Source organism: Stutzerimonas stutzeri SDM-LAC (assembly GCF_000235745.1).
GTDB lineage: Bacteria > Pseudomonadota > Gammaproteobacteria > Pseudomonadales > Pseudomonadaceae > Stutzerimonas > Stutzerimonas stutzeri_H.
The window spans coordinates 53,100-75,188 of the sequence record NZ_AGSX01000043.1 but is presented as its reverse complement, the minus strand read 5'-3'; the positions used below and the strand labels follow the sequence as shown (position 1 = coordinate 75,188).

Here is a 22,089-nt window from a genome sequence, read left to right as displayed (position 1 = left end):
CATCACGAAGACCGACACGTGCATCTGGTTAGTTCCGGCATTTACTGAGCGGCGCCTGGCGCACCGCGTGTGGTGTTGGGCGCGGTACCGGCGCCGGATGCTGTGCCCAGCCCGCTGCCGTTGTCCGCTGGCGCTGTGTCCATGTTGCCCTCCGCACCGGTAGCCAGCGGCGCACCGGCTTCGGGGCCAGCACCCTGTCCGTCGTTGGAGGGCGGCGCGCCCGTGAAAGGGGCCTCAGGCTTTTCGATTGCAGGCTCGGGCGTCGCCACCTCCCGATCAGCATCATCCTGGCCGCAACCCACCAGAACCAAGCCGATGATAGGGGCACATAAATAGGCCAATCGCATCAATACCTCCAAGCGTCTATCGCGCATACAGCCTGCCCGCATGCAGCCTGCGGGCGATGAGTCAATCCTTATGAAAACTGACCCTGCAGGCAGTCTGGAGTGCCACGCCTGGATGCCCAGTCCGCCCGGCGGTTGCGAGTACTGCGTGCGTATATGTTGATCAACGACGGGCAGCTAAGCGCACCAGGCAATAGCACCATTAAGTCTGGCAGTAAAAGCTAATGCAGATCAGCGGGGCGGAGCGGAGCTGCTGCTTTGGGCCGACCGACTACACCGGGGCATTGCGCCCCGGCACCATTCGATCAGGCGGCCTGTTTGGCAGCGAATTCCTTTTTCAGACGGCTCTTCAGCGCTTCCATCTGCTGCCCCATCTCGTTCAGCTTGTCTTCGCTGAACAGCTCACGCGCCGCCGGAAACATCTCGGATTCCTCTTCCTCGATGTGGTGTTCGAGCAATTCCTTGCAGACCTTTGCACGTCCGGAAAACTCAAGCGTCGAGGGGTCAGTCGCTTTGAGGTCTGGCAATACCAGTGAATCGACCGTGCGATGCTCTTCCTTGGCCTCGTGATACATGGACTTTTCCTCCTTGCCGCCTGCTTCCTTGAAGGCCGGATAGAGAATCTGCTCTTCCAGTTGGGTATGGATGGATACTTCCATTTCCAGCTTTTGCAGCAGTTCGGTACGGGTTTTGACCGCGCGCTCGGTGGTGTCGGTGAGGCGCGTCAGGATGTCTTTGACTTTCTCGTGATCGTCGATCAACAGGTCGATGGCGTTCATGGGGGAGTTCCTCTATCAGGTTTGTGCTGCATTAGGCTCTTCGGCCTGATCGTCAGCACGGGGGCGCAGCTGAAAACGGCAGCTCTACAGCGGTGCAGACCTGCCGTTTGACTCAGGCGTAATCGTAAGTGGGCAGTCCGGTGCGGCTCTGGCTCTGCAGCCGGGCGATAGCGGGCGACATTCCCGCTTCCAGCGCCAGGTCACGGCGGACCGAACTGATGACCCACTCAAGCTGGATATTCGTCTGGGTCTGTCCTTTGGACAGGGCCCGCTTGATGACCTCACGATCATCGTTACGAAGCGTTAGCAGAAGCCCGCCGTCCGGACGAGGTGCGGTGATGACTTCGAATTCGGGAAACGCGGCAGAGAGAACTTTTTCAGCGGCAATCATTATTGTGTACTCCGGTTATGTTCCAGCGTACGTAGCTAGAGCATCGTTCATGCCAACCGGGCAACCATAAAAATCCGCATAATTTCAGCGACTTGCGTCACATAATAGCGTTTTGTACGCATGCAAAACGCATGACAGTTACGCTTACGGCATGCATTCTGCGTTGCTGACGAACAAAAAACGAAGTTCGCTGTCGAGCGCTCAAGCCTTGCGCCAGACGCTTGCAAGCCACGGTTGTTGCTCGCGCGGTAGCCCCGAGGGGCGATAGTAATGCTCCAGTTCGATGAACCCGACTGACTGCAGCAAACGTCGCCACGTCGGCCAGTCATACCAGCTGCCGTAGCGCGCGCCACTCCAACCTTCCTGATTGTCGCCACGTGGATTGGAGCAGAACAGCACCCCTGCGGGACGAAGCGCCGCGTGCAGCTTCGACAAGACGCTGGCGATCTCGCGACTGGGCAGATGAAACAGCACGGCATTGGCAAAGATGCCATCGAACGACTCGCTTGGCAGATCCAGCTCCAGGAAGTTCTGGTGCACCACCTCACAGTCGGTTTCGGCACGCGCCATTTCGACGAACGGCTCTGCACCATCTAGGCCGACCGCAATGTGCCCGCGCGCGGTGAACGCCTTGAGATCCCGGCCAGGGCCACAGCCGAAATCGAGAATACGCAGCGGCGGCTCGCCCTGAATATGTCGAAGCAAGGCGTCGATGTTCTGGCTGACATCGTGGTCCCGAGTACCCTCACGAAACGCTTCAGCGTTGGTACGGTAATCGTCCAACGTCAGTTCTGAAATGGCACGATGATTTTCTTCAGGCATGAGCGAGTTCCGGTGATGAAGAGGCGAGCCTAACGGCACGATTATCGATTGCCAACGCATGTGAAACCGCGGAAATCGCGTAAAAGCACAGCAAGCAGTTGACGGATGGCCGCACATCGCTGAACTTGCTGGAAAGCGCTGGCTCCAACGCTGATCCGCGTGGATCAATGCCTCAGCGCCGCACTATGTTTCATGAAACACATCGAGAATTGCTCCGATGAGCCAAGCACCCGATAAAGTCGTTCTACTCGTCGAAGACGAACCTCACATCCTTTCCCTGCTGTCTGATTACCTCGCTGGCGAAGGCTATAAGGTATTGGAGGCAGCCGATGCACCACGGGCTTTCGAGATCCTGGCGACTATGCCGCAACTCGATTTATTGGTGACCGATTACCGTCTTGCTGGCGGTGTTTCCGGGGTGATGATCGCTGAGCCAGCATTGAAGCTGCGCCCCGAACTCAAGGTCATCTTTATCAGCGGCTACCCCATCGAAATCCATGAATCCGGTAGTGAAATCGCGCGGTCCGCGCCGATTCTGGCCAAACCGTTCTCGCTAGACACCTTGCGCAGTCAAATTCAGCAGCTGCTAGCCTGACCGCAGTAGCTTCGCGTTTCTCCTTAACGCAACGAGCCCGCACTGGGCGGGCTCGTTATTCAACGCATCGACTCAGTTGACCTTCGGGTCGAGCTCGCCGCGCGCATAGCGCTCGAACATGCCTTCCAGGGAAATCGGCTTGATCTTCGAGCCATTGCCAGCCGTACCGAACGCTTCGTAACGCGCAATGCAGATATCGCGCATCGCGGTCACGGTCTTTGCCAGGTACTTGCGAGGGTCGAATTCGCTGGGGTTCTTCGCCATGAACTCGCGGATCGCACCGGTAGAGGCCAGCCGCAGGTCCGTATCGATGTTGACCTTGCGCACGCCGTACTTGATGCCTTCGACAATCTCCTCGACCGGCACGCCGTAGGTTTCCTTGATGTCACCACCGTACTCATTGATGATTTTGAGCCACTCCTGCGGGACCGAGGAGGAGCCGTGCATCACCAGATGGGTGTCCGGGATGCGCTGGTGAATCTCCTTGATGCGCTGGATCGACAGGGTGTCGCCGGTTGGCGGCTTGGTGAACTTGTAGGCGCCGTGGCTGGTGCCGATGGCGATGGCCAGGGCGTCGACCTTGGTTTTGGCGACGAAGTCCGCAGCCTCTTCGGGATCGGTCAGCAGTTGGCTGTGATCCAGGGTGCCTTCGGCGCCGACGCCGTCTTCTTCACCGGCCATACCGGTTTCCAGAGAGCCCAGGCAACCCAGCTCGCCTTCCACCGATACACCGCAGGCGTGGGCAAAGGCGACGGTTTGCTGAGTGACGCGGACGTTGTATTCGTAGTCGGACGGTGTCTTGCCGTCTTCACGCAGCGAGCCGTCCATCATCACCGAGCTGAAGCCCAGCTGGATCGAGCGCTGGCAGATGTCAGGGCTGGTGCCGTGGTCCTGGTGCATGACCACCGGGATATGCGGGAATTCTTCCACCGCTGCGAGAATCAGGTGGCGCAGAAACGGTGCGCCGGCGTATTTGCGAGCACCGGCCGAAGCCTGGACGATCACCGGGGAGTCGGTCTTGTCGGCCGCTTCCATGATGGCTCGCATCTGCTCGAGGTTGTTTACGTTGAAGGCCGGCACGCCGTAGTCGAATTCGGCAGCGTGGTCGAGCATCTGGCGCATGCTGATGAGTGCCATGTTTTCCTTTCTCCCGGTTAGGGTCGATTAATCGTGTAAAGCCTGCCGCAAGGGCTGACGGTGTTCAAGCACCGCGCGGTATGGCGCGGCATTGTAGTGGTGGACGGCTCAAAAGCCATCAGACCCGGTAAAAAGGCCTTAAAGCAGGGAAAATCGCCGGTCTTTCGATCAAATATTGATCAGCGACGCGTTGCAGCCATGGGCGAGCAGCTTGTCATCAGCCAGTCGATAGACCAGCGCACCAGTCCCCTTGTCATGGAAGGCCACAACGCCATCGCTATAGAAAGCGCCGCGGGTCACGGGTTCCTTGCGCAACCTATGGACCTCTTCGCTGCTTCCGATTTTAAGCTCCACCGTCTGGTGGCTTTCATCCGCGTAGCGCCAGGCGATATTTTGCGCACTTTGGCATTTCCAGCCCACGAAGGGCGCATCCGGGCCGGATTGCCAGTGCCCGCACCCGCCAAGCAGTAACGCAGCGATCGAAATGAGCAGGCCTTTCATCGGTCCTCCAAGCTGGTTCAGGGACAATCCTGCATATCTGCAGCGGTTCCTACGGTCGGGTCACCCGTGCTCTGCATCTCGATACGCTGATCGTTCTGCGCGGTCGGGCTCTGTGCCGGTGGCGGGTCGATCACTTCACAGAGCGAGTCCGGCGGGCCCCCGGCGCAACCGGCCAGGCCAAGACAGCAAACAGCTAGTGCGAAAAAACGCATGGTGAGTCTCCATTCCTTGTCTGGACAGAACAGAGACCGCAACCCGCCGCAGGGGTTGCCTTTTGCCGTTACGTTTGTAACGACAAAAGGCCATCAGCCGTTCTACTTTGCGCGCTGCTCCAGCACCTCGACAGCGGGCAGAGCCTTGCCCTCGACGAACTCGAGGAAGGCACCGCCGCCGGTAGAGATGTAGGAAATCTGTTCAGCGACACCGTACTTGTCGATCGCCGCGAGGGTGTCACCGCCGCCCGCGATGGAGAACGCAGGGCTTTGCGCGATGGCCTGAGCCAGCACCTTGGTGCCGTTACCGAACTGATCAAACTCGAACACGCCGACCGGGCCGTTCCAGAGAATGGTTTTCGAGGACTTCAGCAGTTCGGCGAAGTTGGCCGCAGTCTGCGGGCCGATATCCAGAATCATGTCGTCATCGGCAACATCGCCCACCGCCTTGACGGTAGCTTCGGCATCTTCGGCGAAGGCCTTGGCGACCACCACGTCGACCGGCAGCGGCACGCTGACCTTGGCCGCGATGGCCCTGGCGGTGTCGACCAGATCGGCTTCATACAGCGACTTGCCTACCGGGAAGCCAGCCGCCGCGAGAAAGGTATTGGCGATGCCACCGCCGACAATCAGTTGGTTGCAGACCTGACTCAAGCTGTTGAGTACGTCCAGCTTGGTCGACACCTTGGAACCGGCCACGATGGCCGCCATCGGCTGAGCCGGAGTCTTCAACGCCTTGCCCAGCGCATCCAGTTCTGCAGCGAGCAGCGGGCCTGCACAGGCGACCTTGGCGAACTTGGCCACGCCGTGAGTCGAGCCCTGGGCGCGGTGGGCAGTACCAAAGGCATCCATGACGAAGACATCACAGAGCGCGGCGTACTTCTGCGCCAGCTCGTCGCTGTTCTTCTTCTCGCCCTTGTTGAAGCGCACGTTTTCCAGCAGCACCAGCTCACCGGCCTGCACCTGAACGCCATCGAGGTAATCCTTGACCAGCGGCACTTCGCGGCCGAGCGCCTTGCTCAGGTAGTCGGCAACCGGCTTGAGGCTGTCTTCCTCGCTGTATACGCCCTCTTCGGGACGACCCAGGTGCGAGCAAACCAGCACCGCAGCACCCTTCTCCAGCGCCAGCTTGATGGTCGGCAGCGAGGCCTGGATGCGCGCGTCGCTTCTCACTGCGCCATCCTTGACCGGCACGTTGAGGTCCTCGCGGATCAGCACGCGCTTACCCTGGAGGTCGAGGTCGGTCATCTTCAAAACGGTCATGTGATCTTCCTTAAGTTCAAGAACGGCGATGTCTTAAAGCGGTGCAGGGTCAGCGGTGGGCAACCTGCAAATAGTGGTCGGCCACGTCGAGCATGCGGTTGGCGAACCCCCATTCGTTGTCGAACCAGGCCAGCAGGTTCACCAACCGCGGCCCGGACGCCCGCGTCAGGCTGCCATCGACGATTGCCGAATGCGGGTCGTGGTTGAAATCACAACTGGCATGGGGCAGCTCGGTGTAGGCAAGCAGGCCATGTAGCGGCCCGGACTCAGCGGCCTTGCGCAGAATCCGGTTGATCGTCTGGGCATCGGTATCGCGGGACGTCTGCACGGTGATATCCAGGCAAGAGACGTTCACCGTCGGTACACGCACCGCTTTGGCCTGAATCCGCCCCGAGAGTTCCGGCAACAGTCGTTCAATGCCTTTCGCAAGCCCGGTGGACACCGGAATCACTGATTGAAACGCAGAGCGGGTGCGGCGCAGGTCGTCATGGTGATAGGCGTCGATGACCGGCTGATCGTTCATCGCCGAGTGAATCGTGGTGATCGAAACGTAATCGAGTCCGATGGCATCGTTGAGCAGCTTGAGCAGCGGCACACCACAGTTGGTCGTGCAGGACGCGTTGGAGACCAGCCGCTCGGCTCCGGTCAGTTGCTCATGGTTGATGCCCATGACCACCGTCGCATCGACGTCAGCGGCCCCGCTCATGGGTTGGGAAAACAATACCCGAGGAACGCCCGCGGCGAGAAAGCGTTCCCCACCGGCACGCGTGTTGTAGGCGCCGGAACACTCGAGCACCAGGTCGACGTCCATGCCGCGCCAGTCCACCGCTTCCGGCGTCGGCTCGCGCAGCACCTTCACGCAATCGCCGTTCAGGTGCAGGCAATCGCCGTCCACGGTCACTTCGCCAGGGAAGCGGCCATGGGTCGAGTCGAAACGGGTGAGGTACTCAAGGCTCGCCATATCAGCGAGATCGTTGAGCGCGACGATCTCGAAATCGAACGCTGCGTTGCGCTCGTAGAAGGCACGCAACACGCAACGGCCAATACGGCCGTAGCCGTTGAGCGCGATGCGGTAGGGTCGGTTGAGCATAAGCGGAGCTCCAGGCTTCAAGCCTCAAACTGCAAGAGAAACGCGGGCGACCCGGCTTGCAGCTTGAAGCTTGAGGCATGCAGCGACTCGTTAGTCTTCCAGCAACTCTTCGGCGACCGCGAGAATGTTGTCGACGGTGAAGCCAAACTCCTCGAACAGCTGACCAGCCGGGGCCGACTCGCCGTAAGTGGTCATGCCGATGATGCGACCGTCGAGACCAACGTACTTGTACCAGTAGTCTGCGTGGGCCGCCTCGATGGCGATACGCGCGCCGACTTCGACCGGCAGCACGTGCTGCTTCCACGAGGCATCCTGGGCGTCGAAGACGCTGGTGCACGGCATCGAGACGACACGCACGTTGCGTCCCTGCTCAGTCAGTTTGTCGTAGGCCTGCACGGCCAGGCCGACTTCCGAACCGGTGGCGATGAGGATCAGCTCAGGCTCGCCAACGCAGTTCTTGAGGATGTACCCACCCTTGCTGATGGCAGCTTCGGTTTCGTTGTCGCGGATGTGGTACGGCAGGTTCTGGCGCGAGAAGATCAGCGCGCTCGGGCCGTCCTTGCGCTCGACGGCGTGCTTCCAGGCCACCGCGGATTCAACCGTGTCAGCCGGACGCCAGGTGTCCAGGTTCGGCGTAGTGCGCAGGCTGGTCAATTGCTCGATCGGCTGATGCGTCGGGCCATCCTCGCCAAGCCCGATGGAATCATGGGTGAAGACATAGAGCACGCGCTGCTTCATCAGTGCGGACATGCGCACCGCGTTACGGGCGTATTCCATGAACATCAGGAAGGTCGCGCCGTACGGAATCAGGCCGCCGTGCAGGGCGACGCCGTTCATTATGGCGCTCATGCCGAATTCGCGCACGCCGTAATACATGTAGTTGCCCGAAGCATCTTCGGCGACCACCGGCTTGCAGCCTTTCCACAGGGTCAGGTTGGAGCCGGCGAGGTCAGCCGATCCGCCAAGCAACTCTGGTAACAGCGGGCCGAAGGCATTCAGGCAATTCTGGCTGGCCTTGCGGCTGGCGATGGTTTCGCCCTTGGTAGCGACTTCACGGATGAACTCGGACGCCTTCTCGGCGAAGTCGGCTGGCAGCTCGCCCGCCATACGGCGCTTGAACTCGGATGCCAGCGCAGGGAATTCAGTTTCATAAGCGGCGAAGCGCTTGTTCCATTCATTCTCCGCGTCGGCGCCCTTCTGCTTGGCGTCCCACTCGGCATAGATCTCGGCGGGAATCTCAAACGGACCGTGTTTCCAGCCCAGCGCCTCGCGGGTCAGGGCGATCTCGGCATCGCCGAGCGCAGCGCCATGGGATTCTTCCTTGCCCTGCTTGTTCGGCGAGCCGAAACCAATGATGGTCTTGCAGCAAATCAGGGTCGGGCGGTCGCTCTTGCGCGCGGTTTCCAGGGCGATCTGGATCTCGTCGGCGTCATGGCCGTTGACGTTGCGGATCACCTGCCAACCGTAGGACTCGAAGCGGCGCGGGGTGTCGTCAGTGAACCAGCCGTGCACTTCGCCGTCGATGGAGATGCCGTTGTCATCGTAAAAAGCGATCAGCTTGTTCAGCCCAAGCGTGCCGGCCAGCGAACAGACTTCATGGGAAATGCCTTCCATCAGGCAGCCGTCACCCATGAATACATAGGTGTTGTGGTCGACGATGTCGTGGCCGGGACGATTGAACTGCGCGGCCATGATTTTTTCCGCCAGGGCGAAGCCCACGGCGTTGGCGATGCCCTGACCCAGCGGACCAGTCGTGGTCTCGACGCCAGGGGTATAGCCCAATTCGGGATGGCCAGGCGTCTTGCTGTGCAACTGGCGGAAGTTCTTCAAATCATCGATGGACAGGTCATAGCCGGTCAGGTGCAGCAGCGAGTAGATCAGCATCGAGCCGTGGCCGTTGGACAGCACGAAGCGGTCGCGGTCGGCCCACTGCGGGTTGGTCGGGCTGTGCTTCAAGTGGTCGCGCCAGAGCACTTCAGCGATGTCCGCCATGCCCATGGGGGCACCCGGGTGGCCGCTGTTGGCTTTCTGCACGGCATCCATGCTGAGGGCGCGGATGGCATTGGCTCGCTCACGACGGCTGGACATCGCTGAATCTCCTGCGGGATAGCTTCTGAAACGAAGGGGGCGGAAAAAGGCGGCCATTTTCCCCTACCGGGGCGGGCGGGGCAATGACTGAATAAGGGCACGCCACCCCAACGCTGCCTGTTAGCCGAGCAGCCTGACACCACAGCTGGCGATGTCCGGCAGATGCTGCAGCAAGTAGTCCTTCATTCGCGTCAGGGCTAGCGGCGTTTCACCGGCCGCCGGCCAGACCAGGTAATAGCTGTCGCCGGAGCGTACCGCCTGGTCGAACGGCAGCATCAGCGAGCCTTTGCGCAGTTCGGCGTCGACCAGAGCCAGGTCGCCGATCGAGATGCCATGCCCTTGCGCCGCCGCGGAAATGCCCAGTTCCAGCGTGTCGAACAGTTTACCCTGCTGCCAGTTGACTGATTCGACCCAGCCGACCCGCTGCAACCAGCGTCGCCAATCCCGACAGTCACGCGAAGGGTGAATCAGCGCTGCATCGGCGAGACGCGCGGCTGTCCAGGGCGAGCCGCTCTGAAAATCCGGCGAACAGACCGGCACCAGCCACTCATCGAACAACTTGACCCGGTTCCAGTCCGCCGGGAACCCGCCATGGCCGAGCAGGATGGCGCAATCAAAAGGCTCGTTGTGGAAGTCCACCGAATCGAGGTCCATCCAGGCACTGGTCAACTGCACGCGGTCCTGCGGATGGTCGAGCTGGAAACCCTCCAGCGCGCCAAGAAGCCAGCGCATGGTCAGCGTCGACGGGGCTTTCAGCCGGAGCGCGTCCTGCTGGCGATTGATAGCGATGCAGGCGTTTTCGATGGTACGGAAACCGACCTTGAGCTCCTGCGCCAGCCGCCGCCCAGTATCGGTCAGCGCCAACCGCGAACCGCGGCGTTCGAAAAGTGGGCAACCGAGGCTTTCTTCCAGCGTCTTCACATGCCGACTGACCGCACTCTGGGTGATGCACAGGCTTTCAGCGGCCTGTGTAAACGAGCCGAAGCGTGCCGCGACCTCAAAGGCACGCAGCGCGTAAAGCGGCGGCATACGCAACGTCATGCCGCCGGCCCCTGGCATGAGTAAAACTCATCGGACATGGCCGTTTTTTCCATTTTGCAACCCTCCAGGGCCCACCAATACTCGCCTGCAATCGGGCCCGCCGCGTGCTCGCACCGATTCAATAAGAGGCCTCTGCCTTGTAACGCTAGGGAAGGATGACATGCCCACTCGCGAGTTCGATCAACTTTTATCTGCCAGTATTCGTCACGGGGGGCTCAGTCAGGCGCAGATAGCGGATATCCTCGACTTCAAGCTATTGGGCAACACCAAGGGTTTTGTCCGTCTGCAGATTACGGACATCGGCGAGATCCCACCGACGCCCGCCAAACGCACCGAACTGAACAAGCTCGACGACCGCAGCGAGCGACTGCTACTGCAAGCCACCGCCTTGCTGGGCGAGCCGATCGGCTACGTGCAGGAATCGGGCGGTTGCATCGTCAACAACTTCTTCCCGCAGCAGACACAGTCACGCGCGGCGACCTCGGACAGCTTCGACACCGAACTCGACCTGCACACCGAAAATGCCTTCCACGCGATCCAGCCTGACTATCTACTGCTGCTCTGCCTGCGCCAAGACCCGGCTGCCGAAGCCGTAACTTACATCGCTTCGGTAGAACGCATCCTCGAACGACTTTCCTATGACGATCAGGCGTTCTTTCTCAACGAGCCCTACAACTTTCTCTCCGACTACGGCCCCAGCGAAAAGAACCAGCGCATCGACATCAACAAGCATCAGACGGTGCTGTACGGTGACCCTGACGCGCCTTTCCTGCGCTTCGATCCGCAATTCATGGTCGCCTACAGCAATCGGGCTCAGCAGGCGCTGGACCGACTGCGCGCCGTTGCTTGGGACGCGGTCGAGCCGGTGCGGCTCAGCCGCGGCGACCTGCTGATCATCGACAACCGCCGCACCGCGCACGCACGCAGCCCCTTCACCGCCCGTTTCGATGGCAGCGACCGCTGGATGCAGCGCACCTTCGCCAGCTGCAACCTGCGCTTCTACACCGAAAGGCTGGGCAAGCAATCGCGCATCTTCGAACTGGTAACCGAGCTATGAACGCCACCTATCTCGCCTTTGCCGCCGCGGTCGCCTTGCTGATCGCCTCCCCTGGCCCGGTCGTCGCGCTGGTTGTCGCTGACGCCCGACGCAGCTGGCCGGCCTGGACCATTCTCGGCGGTGTGCTTTCGGCGCAGATGCTGTTGATCGCTGCGCTGATGGTGATCTACCTGGCCCTGGACCTGAAACCTGTGATTCTAGAATGGGGCCAGGTGCTCGGCGGGCTCTACCTGATCTGGCTCGGCGCTGATGGCCTGTGTGGCGGCGGTGGGGAAGCCAGGGAACTGCCGCGCTCGCAGGCACATTACTTCTGGCGAGCCATGGCGGTCGGACTATCGAACCCCAAGGACATCCTGTTCTTTCTCGCCTTTCTGCCGGGCTTCATTCTGCCGGCGCAACCCTTCGCACCGCAGGCGCTAGCGCTGATCGCCATCTGGGCGTTGGTCGACATCTCGATCCTGATCACCTACAGCCTGGTGTCACGCCAACTGTCGAGCAATGACCGTCTGCAGGGACTGCTCGATCTGCTGCCGAACTTCTTTCTGTTGGCCCTGGGTCTGGTGTCCTGCGGCATGGGCATCAACAGCCTGATCAGCTAAAGCGCTGCTTGTCCAATATCAAAACTTTTTGATATTGGCATTGCTGGACGAAAATCGAGCGACTAGACTGCGCTGCCTATGAGCCTGCGCATTCCCCAGATATCTTTCGACGACAGCGATCAGCTCGCCGCCCTGTGCAAGGCCGGCGGCGATTCGCTGCGTCTGAACGTGCTGCGCGCGCTGGCCAACGACTCATTCGGTGTACTCGAACTGGCGCAGATTTTTGCCATCGGCCAGTCCGGCATCAGCCATCACCTCAAAGTAATGACCCAGGCCGGCCTGCTGGCGACGCGCCGGGAAGGCAACGCGATCTTCTACCGCCGCGCCCTGCCCCAACTCGATAGCCTTGGTGGCAAGCTGCAGGCTGCCCTGCTCGAAGAGGTCGATCAGTTGAGCCTGCCGTTTGATGTACAAGGGCGCATCGCTGCCGTGCATGCCCAACGCAGCGCAGCCAGCGAAGACTTCTTCGCAAGAATGGCAAGCAGTTTCCAGGCGCGACAAGACATGATCGCCGGGCTTCCTCAGTACCACGACAGCGTGGTCGCGCTGCTCGATGCGCTGAATCTGTCCTCGGATTCCACAGCACTCGAAGTCGGCCCTGGCGACGGCAGCTTTCTGCCCGTGTTGGCCCATCGCTTCGCTCGCGTGGTCGCGGTGGACAACAGCCCGGCAATGCTCGAGCTGGCTCGCTCACGTTGCGAGCAGGACGCGCTGGAAAATGTCGAGCTGAAACTTGCAGACGCGTTACAGGACGAATGTCCGTCAGCCGACTGCGTTGTGCTGAACATGGTTTTGCATCATCTGGCCGCGCCGGGTGAAGCACTCAAGCAACTGGCGCGGCTGGTGAACGTGGGCGGTAGCCTGCTGATCACCGAGCTGTGCAGCCACAACCAGAGTTGGGCCAAGGAGGCCTGCGGCGATCTGTGGTTGGGCTTCGAACAGGATGATCTGGCCCGTTGGGCCGATGCCGCGGGGCTCACGCCCGGCGAGAGCCTCTACATTGGCTTGAAGAACGGTTTTCAGATCCAGACCCGGTACTTTTCCCGGCTCGCCGCTGACAGCCGACTCACCCACCGGTAATTAGGAACCGATAGATGAGCGAATACTCGATTTTCACCTCCGAATCCGTGTCCGAAGGGCACCCGGACAAGATTGCCGACCAGATCTCCGATGCGGTGCTGGACGCCATCATCGCCGAGGACAAGCACGCCCGCGTGGCCTGCGAAACGTTGGTCAAGACAGGCGTCGCCATCGTTGCCGGTGAAGTCACCACCAGCGCCTGGGTCGACCTGGAGCAACTGGTGCGCGATGTCATCATCGACATCGGCTACAACAGCTCGGACGTCGGTTTCGATGGCGCCACCTGCGGCATCATCAACATCATCGGCAAGCAATCAGTTGACATTGCCCAGGGCGTCGACCGCAGCAAGCCGGAAGACCAAGGTGCTGGCGACCAGGGCCTGATGTTCGGCTACGCCAGCAATGAAACCGACGTACTGATGCCCGCCCCGATCCGCTTCTCCCACGCACTGGTCGAACGCCAGGCCGAAGCCCGCAAGAACGGCCTGCTGCCGTGGCTGCGCCCCGATGCCAAGAGCCAGGTCACCTGCCGTTACGAAGGTGGCAAGGTGGTCGGCATCGACGCCATCGTCCTGTCCACCCAGCACAACCCTGAGGTCAAGCATGCCGACCTCAAGGACGCGGTGATGGAGCTGATCGTCAAGCACGTGATCCCGGCCGAACTGCTGCACAAGGACACCCAGTTCCACATCAACCCGACCGGCCAGTTCATCATCGGCGGCCCGGTGGGTGACTGCGGCCTGACCGGACGCAAGATCATCGTCGACACCTACGGCGGCATGGCCCGTCACGGCGGCGGCGCATTCTCCGGCAAGGACCCGTCAAAGGTCGACCGTTCGGCCGCCTACGCCGGTCGTTACGTGGCCAAGAACATCGTCGCCGCCGGCCTGGCCGATCGCTGCGAAATCCAGGTGTCCTACGCCATTGGCGTGGCCCAGCCGACCTCGATCTCAATCAACACCTTCGGCACCGGCAAGCTCAGCGACGAGAAGATCGTTGCCCTGGTGCGCGAGCATTTCGATCTGCGTCCCTACGCGATCACCACCATGCTCGACCTGCTGCACCCGATGTACAAGGCCACCGCGGCCTACGGCCACTTTGGCCGTGACCCCTATGAAATGACGGTTGGTGGCGACACCTTCACCGCTTTCACCTGGGAAAAGACCGACAAGGCCGACGCCTTGCGCGCGGCTGCTGGCCTGTAAGTACAGACCGCAGCAAAAAGCCCCGCCAGCGAGAGCTGAGCGGGGCTTTTTTTGCGATGAGTACGTAGCCGTAAGACGGCCAGGCTCAGTTCTTCAGCCGGTAACCCGTCTTGAAAATCCACCAGATCAAGCCCAGACACAGCGCCAGGAAGCCCAGCGTCATCGCCAGGCTGATCCCGACATTGACGTCCGAGACGCCATAGAAACTCCAGCGGAAGCCGCTAATCAGATACACCACTGGATTGAACAAAGTGACCTTCTGCCACAGCGGCGGCAGCATCTCGATCGAGTAGAAACTGCCACCCAGAAAAGCCAGCGGCATGACAATCAGTGACGGAACAATCTGCAGCTTTTCCCACCCGTCCGCCCAGATGCCGATGATGAAACCAAACAGGCAGAAGGTCACCGCCGTCAGTACCAGGAACAGCGCCATCACCCACGGGTGGGCAATTTCGTAATCGACGAACAATCGAGCAGTTAGCAGAATCACCAGCCCCAGAATGATCGACTTGGTCGCCGCCGCGCCGACATAGCCGATGACGATCTCCAGATAGGAAACCGGCGCCGACAGAACCTCGTAGATCGTCCCTGAATAACGCGGCATGTAAATACCGAACGAGGCGTTAGAGATGCTTTCGGTCAGCAGCGCCATCATGATCAGGCCGGGAATGATAAACGCGCCGTACGGAATGCCGTGCATCGCCTCCATACGCGAGCCAATGGCCGAGCCAAACACCACGAAGTACAGCGAAGTTGAGATCACCGGTGTAGCGATGCTCTGCAACAGCGTGCGCCAGGTGCGCGCCAGTTCGAACAGGTAGATGGCGCGGATTGCGTGGAAATTCATGTGCGGCTGCCCTTTACCAAACTGACGAAGATTTCTTCCAGCGAACTCTGACTCGATTGCAGATCCTTGAAATCGATGCCGTGCGCGGCGAGACGCCTGAGCAGGTCGGCGATGCCGGTGTCCTCGTGCTGGGCGTCGAAGGTGAACACCAATTGATTCCCTGAGTCGACGAGTTCAAGCGGATAGCTGGCCAGCTCCGCGGGGATTTCCGCAAGCGGCCGTTGCAGATGCAGGGTCAGCTGCTTGGTGCCAAGCTTCTGCATCAAGGCCTTCTTGTCCTCCACCAGGATAATCTCGCCCTTGCTGATCACCCCGATTCGATCGGCCATTTCTTCGGCCTCTTCGATGTAGTGGGTGGTGAGAATGATGGTCACCCCGCGCTCGCGCAGGCCGCGAACCATTTCCCACATGTCCCGGCGCAGCTCGACATCGACGCCCGCGGTCGGCTCATCGAGAAACAGGATGCTCGGCTCGTGAGACAGGGCCTTGGCGATCATTACCCGGCGTTTCATGCCACCGGAAAGCTCGATGATCCGCGCGCTTTTCTTGTCCCACAGCGACAGATCTCGCAGCAGCTTTTCCAGATAGGCGTCATCCGGCGCCTTGCCGAACAGCCCGCGGGAAAAGCGCACCGTGGCCCAGACACTTTCGAAGCCTTCATTGAACAACTCCTGCGGCACCAGGCCGATCTTCGAGCGCGCGGCGCGGTAGTCGCTGATGATGTCGAACCCATCCACCAGCACGCGTCCGCTGCCGGGGTTGACGATGCCGCAGATGATGCTGATCAGCGTGGTCTTGCCGGCGCCGTTAGGGCCGAGCAGCGCAAAGATCTCGCCTTTGTGGATCTCTAGGTCAATCTGCTTAAGCGCTGGATGCCCTGAAGCGTAGGTCTTGGTCAGGTGCTCGATGGTGATCACGGGTTGCACTGATGAATCACTCCGCAAAAACAGTTGGCTGACGATTGTACGGTGCTGCTGGTTAGCTCACTAATCAATGCCGTTGATACCGATCATGCTCACTGCTGCATCGCAAGCGCATGCTGCGCATGTCATCACAGCAGGAGTGGCACCGCATGCAGCGGATCAGACTGGCTTTTGTCACGCTGTTCATAAGCGTGACCCTTCTCTGGCTCACCACAGCTAGCGTCATCCCTGGCGACTACTCCCGTTTCTGGCCGCTGCGTGCAGACATGGTTCACTACAGTGGCGCTCTTGCCATCGCCGCAATGAGCGTGGCGATCTACCTCGCCATCCGCCCCCGGTGGCTGGAGCGCCTGCTGGGTGGCCTGGACAAGAGCTACCGGTTGCACAAATGGCTGGGCATCGCCGTCCTGGTGATCGCAGCAGTGCATTGGGGCTGGGCGCAGATCCCCAAATGGCTGGTGAAATTTGGCTGGCTCGCCAGCCCTGCTCGACGCGGCGCCGACCGGGCCGAGAACGGCCTGCTCGGCTGGTTACATGCACAGCGGGGGTTCGCTGAGGACATCGGCGAATGGGCTTTCGATCTGGCGGCGTTACTGATCGTTCTCGCCCTGATCAAACAGTTTCCGTACCGCTGGTTCTTCAAAACACATCGGTGGCTGGCACTGGTCTATCTGGTGCTCGTTGTGCACAGCCTTGTGCTGATGCCGCCCGCCTATTGGCCGTCAGCGCTGGGGGCGGTGATGGCCGTGTTGCTTATTGCTGGTGGCCTCGCTGCGTGTGTCTCGCTGCTGCGTCAGGTCGGGCGTGCACATCAGGTCATCGGCCACGTCGATGGCCTGAGCTATCACCCCGACAACCAGGTCCTGCGTGTGGATGTGGCGCTGGAAGGGCCCTGGCCCGGTCACAAACCCGGACAATTCGCCTTTGCCAGCTTTGACCAACAGGAAGGACCACATCCCTTCAGCCTTTCCAGCGCTTGGCAGAACGACGGCAAGCTCTCCTTCTCGATCAAGGGACTCGGGGACTACACCCGTCGCTTGCCGCAAACCCTACACAACGGCGATGCAGTTACGGTGGAAGGCCCTTACGGCTGCTTTGACTTCCGCGGACATAAGCCGGGGCAGATCTGGGTAGCGGGAGGCATCGGCATCGCCCCCTTTATCAGTCGTCTGCAGGCGCTGGCGAGCAGTGACAAGGACAACAACATCGATCTGTTCTATTGCACCAGCGCACCGGACCAACGCTTCATCGCGCAGCTACAAGCGCTCGCAGGGTCCGCGCGAATACGCCTGCACGTACAGGTGGCAGCGGAGCAGGGCCGGCTCACGCCTGGCCAGGTCCGCCAGGTCATTCCGGACTGGCAGCAACGTGACGTCTGGTTCTGCGGGCCGGCGCGCTTCGGCAGCGAACTGCGCCAGGATCTGACCGAGCACGGCCTGCCAGCCGGCGATTTCCATCAGGAACTGTTCAACATGCGTTAGCGCACGGCCCGAGCCGCACCAACTGGGCAGAATGGGTTCTGCCCCCAACGAGCAAGGATGCTCTATCAATGCAACGCCTCATCGCGCTCACTTTCTGCACCCTCTCCTCCCTGGTAATGGCCGATTGCCCCGACTGGCCAAACCGCCGCGCCGAAACCGAAATCGCAGCCTTGGCCCATCAAGTGACGCAGTGGGACGACGCCTATCATCGGCGCGGCGTCTCGCTGGTCGACGACGAAATCTATGACCAGACTCGACAGCGCCTGCAGCAGTGGCGAGATTGCTTTGTCGCAATCAGCACAGCGCCAGAAGCAGACCCGCTTGACGGCGCCGACGGCCCCGTTGCCCATCCAGTCGTCCAGACCGGGCTGGCCAAGCTCGCAGACGCCGAGGCGGTCAAGGACTGGCTCGCGACTCGCTCGGACGTTTGGATGCAGCCAAAGGTGGATGGCGTCGCGGTGACGCTGCACTACCGGAATGGCTCGCTGGTCCGGATGGTGAGCCGCGGCAATGGCAGCCACGGGCAGGACTGGACCGACCGGGCCCGGACGCTACCGGCCATACCGCTTCAACTCCCGGTCAGCGAAGAGCTGATCCTGCAAGGCGAGTTGTACTGGCGCCTGCAGGCGCATGTCCAGGCCAAAGCCGGCAGCGCCGGCGCGCGCAGCCGTGTCGCCGGAGCGATGGCGAGGCAGGTGTTGGATGAGGCGACAGCGACACAGATCGGCCTGTTCGTCTGGGACTGGCCCAACGGTCCAACCGACATGCAGGCACGCCTCGCGGGCCTGGTCGCAATGGGCTTCGGCGACAGCACCGCACTGACCCGACCGCTGGAGACCGCCGAGCAAGCCGGGCACTGGCGCGATTACTGGTTTCGCCACCGACTGCCGTTCGCCAGCGATGGCATCGTGCTGCGCCAAGGCCAACGGCCGGACGCTTCCCGGTGGCAGGCGCAACCACCGCACTGGGCGGTCGCCTGGAAATACCCGCTGCGTACAGCGGTCGCCCGGGTGCGCGAGGTCACGTTCAACATTGGTCGCAGCGGCAGGATCACGCCGGTTTTGCAGCTGGAGCCGGTACAGCTGGATGACCGCCTTGTCAGCCGCGTCAGCCTCGGTTCCCTGAGGCGCTGGCAGCAGGAAGACGTACGGCCAGACGATCAGGTCGCCATCGCCCTGGCGGGCCTGACTATTCCGCGCTTCGAGCATGTCGTCTGGCGCATGCAGCAACGGCGGCGAGTCGAGGCGCCTAAGCCGAGCGACTACCATTTTCTCAGTTGCTGGCAAGCCAGCCCCGGCTGCGAACAGCAGTTTGTCGCACGGCTCGTCTGGCTCAGCGGCAAGCACGGTCTCGACCTGCCACAGTTGGGTTCGGGGACCTGGCAGGCTCTGGTGGAGTCTGGGCTGGTCGTCGATCTGCTTGACTGGCTGCAGCTCGATCAGCGGCGGCTGCAACAGGTTCCGGGTATCGGCGAAGCCAGCGCCAGCAGCCTGATCGCCAGTTTCCAGCTGGCACGCACGCGTCCCCTCGACAGCTGGCTCCGGGCGCTCGGCGCGCCACCTGGGGCTGATGCCATACAGGCTAAGAACTGGCACGCGCTGACCAACATCAGCCTGGCGCAATGGCAGGCCGAACCCGGTATTGGCGCAACACGCGCCCAGCACTTGCAAGCCTTCTTCAGGGCACCGGAGGTACTCCGGCTGCGTCAGCAGCTGCATGAGGTCGGGATTGTCGGCTTTTAGCGGCACTTCACCGCTCGCCTCCAGTCATATGACATCACAACAAGAAAAAGGACCTGTGCATGGCCGGTCAGCACAATCTCGTCACTTTTATGCTGCTCTGTCTTTGCGGCACCCAGCCAGCAACGGTTGCCGCAGAGACGGATGCCACCTGCAGCGACCAGCGCGAGCGCATCAGCCAGCAAATCAAGGACGCGCGCCTGAAGGGCGACAGCAGTCAACGAGCGCTATTGGAGGCTCAGTTACAAAACCTGACCGAGCGCTGCCAGGGCGTGGTCCCGCTGCAGCCCAACCACGCCGAGATCGAACGGGCGATGCGTCTGGCTACGACACGCGAGGCGCAGCTGCGCGAGGCACTGGGGACGGGTGATCCGCAGGTGATTGAAGTGAGCAAGCGGCGCCTGGATCATGCCCGCAAGCAACTGGAGGCAGCCAAGCACTGACGGCGTAGCGCACCGCCTCTATCAATAGGCGCGAAATTCCTGGTGGCACGCTTCGCACGCGTCTTCTACCTGCTGAAACGCCGGCGCGATGCTTTCGGGCGTCACCGGCCCCTGTGTGGTCGCGGCAACCAGCGCGGCAGTTCGGGATTCAAGCTCACGGGCCATCTCCTTGAACCGTTCCTGCTGTTGCCAGACGTCGTCACGGGCGTCGCTTTGCGCCTCCTTGACCTCCGGATAATGTTGCCAAGGCTGACGCGACAGCTGATCAAGCTTCGCCGCACCGCTGGTGAAGCCTTCCGGGTCGAACGGCAAGCGCCCGCGGAGCATGCCGCCCAGGTCTTCCTTGACGTCGAGCATCTGCTGGTAGATGGCCTTGCGTTTGCCGAGTGGCGAATTGGGATCGATGCGATCACAGCCAGCCAACAACGCCAACATGGCGACCAGCGACACACTCAACGGCAACAACTTCATGGTTCGACCACTCGGAATACAAACGGCCGGCGATTATCGCCCCTGCCAGCCGTATCACCAAACCGCGCCCCTCTATTGCGACCATTCACCGCCTGCGGATTCGCAGTCGATCTTGGCCTGGGCTTGATCTGTTGCCTTGTAGTGGTAAGTGACGATTCGCGCCTGCTCAGGCACCGTGGTCGGCGCGGGCGTGCTGTTGGCCTGACTACCGGTGGCTCGCTCGTTGGCTAGCGTAGCGGGCGTCAACGGTGCCGTACAAACCCCGAAATGGCCGGACGGGCAACTGTCGAGAATCTCACGGCGAGAGTTCTTCACCGCCTCGTTGTTCTGGCAGACCCAGTCGATGTCGTTGTCTTCCATGCCTTCGTAGCGAAAACACTTTTCGGTCACCACCGGCGGCGGCACCGCGCCGGAGGTTTCGGCGCTGACATAGCAGGAATTGGCGGCAGCCGGCAGGCTCAACCCGACCGCAATGGCTAGCAGAACGGAACGAAACAAGAGGTTCATGTTGGCAGCTCCTGAGGGGTCATTCGCCCGGCGAGGTTCACCGAACCTTAAGGTACGACCCTCCTGCCCTTGGCTGAGTTCGCGACTCGCCTGGCACCATTTGCACCGCGACCTAGTCCACTCTGCATCCCATGAACGCTGACCTGAGGACCCCATGCTCGAACTTTCGGCCATTTTCATCAGCCTCACAGCGCTGCTCGCCTACCTCAACTACCGTTTCATCGGCTTGCCCCCAACCATCGGTGTGATGGCCACGGCGCTGGTGTTCTCGCTCCTGCTGCATGGGTTGACCATGCTGGGCCTGCCGCGGCTGGAAGCGCAGATCGAAACCCTGGTTGGCCGGATCGACTTCAACCATCTGCTGATGGATGGGATGTTGTCGTTTCTGCTCTTTGCCGGCGCGTTGCACATCAACCTGGCCGACCTGCGCGCCCGCCGCTGGGCCATCGGCCTGCTGGCGACCGTCGGGGTGCTGTTTTCCACTGCCGTGATCGGTTTCGGCAGCTGGTGGATTCTTGATCTTTTCGGACAGCAGCCGCCGCTGCTCTATTGCCTGCTGTTCGGCGCACTGATTTCGCCAACCGACCCCATCGCCGTGCTCGGCATCATGCGTTCAGCCGGTGCGCCCAAGGCACTGGAGACCACCATTGTCGGCGAATCACTCTTCAACGATGGCGTCGCGGTGGTGGTATTCACCGTGCTGCTGGGCGTGCTGGCGCGCGGCGAAGCCCCGGGCGCTGGCGAGGCCGTCTGGCTGTTCTTCGAAGAAGCCGGCGGCGGCATCCTGCTCGGCGCCTTGCTTGGCGCTCTGACCTTCGCCCTGCTCAAGAGCATCGATCAGTACCAGGTGGAGGTCTTGCTGACCCTCGCGCTGGTCCTGGGCGGCTATACCCTGGCCACACACCTGCACGTCTCCGGCCCCATCGCCATGGTGGTAGCAGGGCTGATCATCGGCAACCAGGGTCGGCAGCACGCGATGTCGGATCACACCAGGGAGAACCTCGACAACTTCTGGGAGCTGCTCGACGAGATCCTCAACGCGGTGCTCTTTGTACTGATCGGCATGGAGCTGGTGCTGCTGCCATTCAGCGCGCATTACCTGCTGATTGCGCTGTGCGTGACGCTACTCATCCTCGGCACCCGCCTGGTGGCGGTCGGCCCCGCAGCCTTCCTGTTGCGCAAAATGGGCCGCGCACTGCCCAACGGCACGGTGCGCATCCTCACCTGGGGCGGGCTGCGAGGCGGGATTTCGGTGGCGCTGGTGCTGGCGCTGCCAGCCAGTGACGAGCGCGATCTGCTCCTGAACATCACCTATCTGATCGTGCTGTTCTCGATTCTGGTCCAGGGATTGAGTATCGGGCGGCTGGTCCGCCAGATCTGCACTCGCGCGCGCAGCGACGTTCACTGACCGAGAGCGCTGCGCCGGGCTTGGGATTGCCCGCAGTCACAGCTATAATCGCCGGGCTTCACACTG

24 protein-coding genes are annotated in these 22,089 nt (G+C 61.3%); 9 read left to right on the top strand and 15 right to left on the bottom strand.

What is annotated here, in order from left to right:
* Nucleotides 1-41 precede the first annotated feature (41 nt).
* From PSTU_RS0104395 to PSTU_RS0104380, 4 genes are all read right to left on the bottom strand, one after another.
* Nucleotides 42-347: a hypothetical protein gene (locus PSTU_RS0104395; RefSeq protein ID WP_019339830.1), complete on the bottom strand. Its 306-nt coding sequence runs from the start codon at nt 345-347 to the stop codon at nt 42-44.
* Nucleotides 348-649: 302 nt separating this feature from the next.
* Nucleotides 650-1,123 (bottom strand): hemerythrin domain-containing protein, encoded by a 474-nt coding sequence (locus PSTU_RS0104390; RefSeq protein ID WP_019339829.1) that lies wholly within the window; start codon nt 1,121-1,123, stop codon nt 650-652.
* A 112-nt stretch (nt 1,124-1,235) separates the two neighbouring features.
* Nucleotides 1,236-1,514, bottom strand: coding sequence for a DUF3509 domain-containing protein (locus tag PSTU_RS0104385; protein WP_019339828.1), 279 nt, complete (start codon nt 1,512-1,514; stop codon nt 1,236-1,238).
* Nucleotides 1,515-1,715: 201 nt separating this feature from the next.
* Complete coding sequence (locus tag PSTU_RS0104380) at nt 1,716-2,336, bottom strand: class I SAM-dependent methyltransferase (protein WP_019339827.1); 621 nt, start codon at nt 2,334-2,336, stop codon at nt 1,716-1,718.
* 217 nt (nt 2,337-2,553) lie between these two features.
* Between PSTU_RS0104380 and PSTU_RS0104375 the strand changes: the two genes are divergently transcribed.
* Nucleotides 2,554-2,931 carry a response regulator gene (locus tag PSTU_RS0104375; RefSeq protein WP_019339826.1) on the top strand — a complete coding sequence of 126 codons (378 nt, stop codon included), beginning with the start codon at nt 2,554-2,556 and terminating at the stop codon, nt 2,929-2,931.
* Between the two features lie 72 nt (nt 2,932-3,003).
* On the opposite strand, the gene fba is transcribed toward PSTU_RS0104375, so the two are convergent.
* The 7 genes from fba to PSTU_RS0104340 form a co-directional block, all read right to left on the bottom strand.
* Nucleotides 3,004-4,068 (bottom strand): class II fructose-bisphosphate aldolase, encoded by a 1,065-nt coding sequence (gene fba / locus PSTU_RS0104370; RefSeq protein ID WP_019339825.1) that lies wholly within the window; start codon nt 4,066-4,068, stop codon nt 3,004-3,006.
* 168 nt (nt 4,069-4,236) lie between these two features.
* Nucleotides 4,237-4,569, bottom strand: a complete 333-nt coding sequence (locus PSTU_RS0104365) for an MliC family protein (RefSeq protein ID WP_019339824.1) — start codon at nt 4,567-4,569, stop codon at nt 4,237-4,239.
* Between the two features lie 17 nt (nt 4,570-4,586).
* Nucleotides 4,587-4,781, bottom strand: coding sequence for a hypothetical protein (locus PSTU_RS0104360; protein WP_019339823.1), 195 nt, complete (start codon nt 4,779-4,781; stop codon nt 4,587-4,589).
* Between the two features lie 102 nt (nt 4,782-4,883).
* Nucleotides 4,884-6,044 carry a phosphoglycerate kinase gene (locus tag PSTU_RS0104355; RefSeq protein ID WP_019339822.1) on the bottom strand — a complete coding sequence of 387 codons (1,161 nt, stop codon included), beginning with the start codon at nt 6,042-6,044 and terminating at the stop codon, nt 4,884-4,886.
* 49 nt (nt 6,045-6,093) lie between these two features.
* Entirely contained in the window at nt 6,094-7,134 is a 1,041-nt protein-coding gene (gene epd, locus PSTU_RS0104350) for an erythrose-4-phosphate dehydrogenase (protein WP_019339821.1), read from the bottom strand.
* A 90-nt stretch (nt 7,135-7,224) separates the two neighbouring features.
* Nucleotides 7,225-9,222, bottom strand: a complete 1,998-nt coding sequence (gene tkt / locus PSTU_RS0104345) for a transketolase (RefSeq protein WP_019339820.1) — start codon at nt 9,220-9,222, stop codon at nt 7,225-7,227.
* Between the two features lie 120 nt (nt 9,223-9,342).
* Nucleotides 9,343-10,263, bottom strand: coding sequence for a LysR substrate-binding domain-containing protein (locus tag PSTU_RS0104340; RefSeq protein WP_085990175.1), 921 nt, complete (start codon nt 10,261-10,263; stop codon nt 9,343-9,345).
* 160 nt (nt 10,264-10,423) lie between these two features.
* Here PSTU_RS0104340 and PSTU_RS0104335 point away from each other — a divergent pair, with 160 nt between their 5' ends.
* From PSTU_RS0104335 to metK, 4 genes are all read left to right on the top strand, one after another.
* Entirely contained in the window at nt 10,424-11,320 is an 897-nt protein-coding gene (locus tag PSTU_RS0104335; protein ID WP_019339818.1) for a TauD/TfdA family dioxygenase, read from the top strand.
* Nucleotides 11,317-11,919: a LysE family translocator gene (locus PSTU_RS0104330; protein WP_019339817.1), complete on the top strand. Its 603-nt coding sequence runs from the start codon at nt 11,317-11,319 to the stop codon at nt 11,917-11,919. Before PSTU_RS0104335 ends, PSTU_RS0104330 begins: the two co-directional genes overlap by 4 nt.
* Before the next feature lie 78 nt (nt 11,920-11,997).
* Nucleotides 11,998-12,999, top strand: a complete 1,002-nt coding sequence (locus PSTU_RS0104325) for an ArsR/SmtB family transcription factor (RefSeq protein WP_019339816.1) — start codon at nt 11,998-12,000, stop codon at nt 12,997-12,999.
* Nucleotides 13,000-13,013: 14 nt separating this feature from the next.
* Complete coding sequence (metK, locus tag PSTU_RS0104320) at nt 13,014-14,204, top strand: methionine adenosyltransferase (protein ID WP_019339815.1); 1,191 nt, start codon at nt 13,014-13,016, stop codon at nt 14,202-14,204.
* Nucleotides 14,205-14,289: 85 nt separating this feature from the next.
* Here the strand turns inward: metK and PSTU_RS0104315 are convergent, their stop codons facing one another.
* Both PSTU_RS0104315 and PSTU_RS0104310 read right to left on the bottom strand, forming a co-directional pair.
* Complete coding sequence (locus PSTU_RS0104315; protein ID WP_019339814.1) at nt 14,290-15,051, bottom strand: ABC transporter permease; 762 nt, start codon at nt 15,049-15,051, stop codon at nt 14,290-14,292.
* Complete coding sequence (locus PSTU_RS0104310; RefSeq protein WP_019339813.1) at nt 15,048-15,977, bottom strand: ABC transporter ATP-binding protein; 930 nt, start codon at nt 15,975-15,977, stop codon at nt 15,048-15,050. The genes PSTU_RS0104315 and PSTU_RS0104310 overlap by 4 nt, the downstream gene beginning before the upstream one ends.
* 146 nt (nt 15,978-16,123) lie before the next feature.
* Between PSTU_RS0104310 and PSTU_RS0104305 the strand changes: the two genes are divergently transcribed.
* From PSTU_RS0104305 to PSTU_RS20440, 3 genes are all read left to right on the top strand, one after another.
* Nucleotides 16,124-17,455 (top strand): ferric reductase-like transmembrane domain-containing protein, encoded by a 1,332-nt coding sequence (locus PSTU_RS0104305; protein WP_019339812.1) that lies wholly within the window; start codon nt 16,124-16,126, stop codon nt 17,453-17,455.
* A gap of 68 nt (nt 17,456-17,523) precedes the next feature.
* On the top strand, nt 17,524-19,197 hold the full coding sequence (gene ligB, locus PSTU_RS0104300) for an NAD-dependent DNA ligase LigB (RefSeq protein ID WP_019339811.1): 1,674 nt from the start codon (nt 17,524-17,526) through the stop codon (nt 19,195-19,197).
* A 59-nt stretch (nt 19,198-19,256) separates the two neighbouring features.
* Nucleotides 19,257-19,637 carry a DUF1090 family protein gene (locus PSTU_RS20440; RefSeq protein ID WP_019339810.1) on the top strand — a complete coding sequence of 127 codons (381 nt, stop codon included), beginning with the start codon at nt 19,257-19,259 and terminating at the stop codon, nt 19,635-19,637.
* Between the two features lie 21 nt (nt 19,638-19,658).
* Here the strand turns inward: PSTU_RS20440 and PSTU_RS0104290 are convergent, their stop codons facing one another.
* Both PSTU_RS0104290 and PSTU_RS0104285 read right to left on the bottom strand, forming a co-directional pair.
* Entirely contained in the window at nt 19,659-20,108 is a 450-nt protein-coding gene (locus PSTU_RS0104290) for a c-type cytochrome (protein ID WP_019339809.1), read from the bottom strand.
* Between the two features lie 72 nt (nt 20,109-20,180).
* The gene (locus PSTU_RS0104285) at nt 20,181-20,615 is read right to left on the bottom strand and encodes a hypothetical protein (protein ID WP_019339808.1); all 435 of its coding nucleotides are present in this window, start codon (nt 20,613-20,615) and stop codon (nt 20,181-20,183) included.
* Nucleotides 20,616-20,769: 154 nt separating this feature from the next.
* On the opposite strand from PSTU_RS0104285, the gene PSTU_RS0104280 reads away from it, so the two are divergent.
* On the top strand, nt 20,770-22,023 hold the full coding sequence (locus PSTU_RS0104280; protein WP_019339807.1) for a cation:proton antiporter: 1,254 nt from the start codon (nt 20,770-20,772) through the stop codon (nt 22,021-22,023).
* The last annotated feature ends 66 nt before the right edge of the window (nt 22,024-22,089 follow it).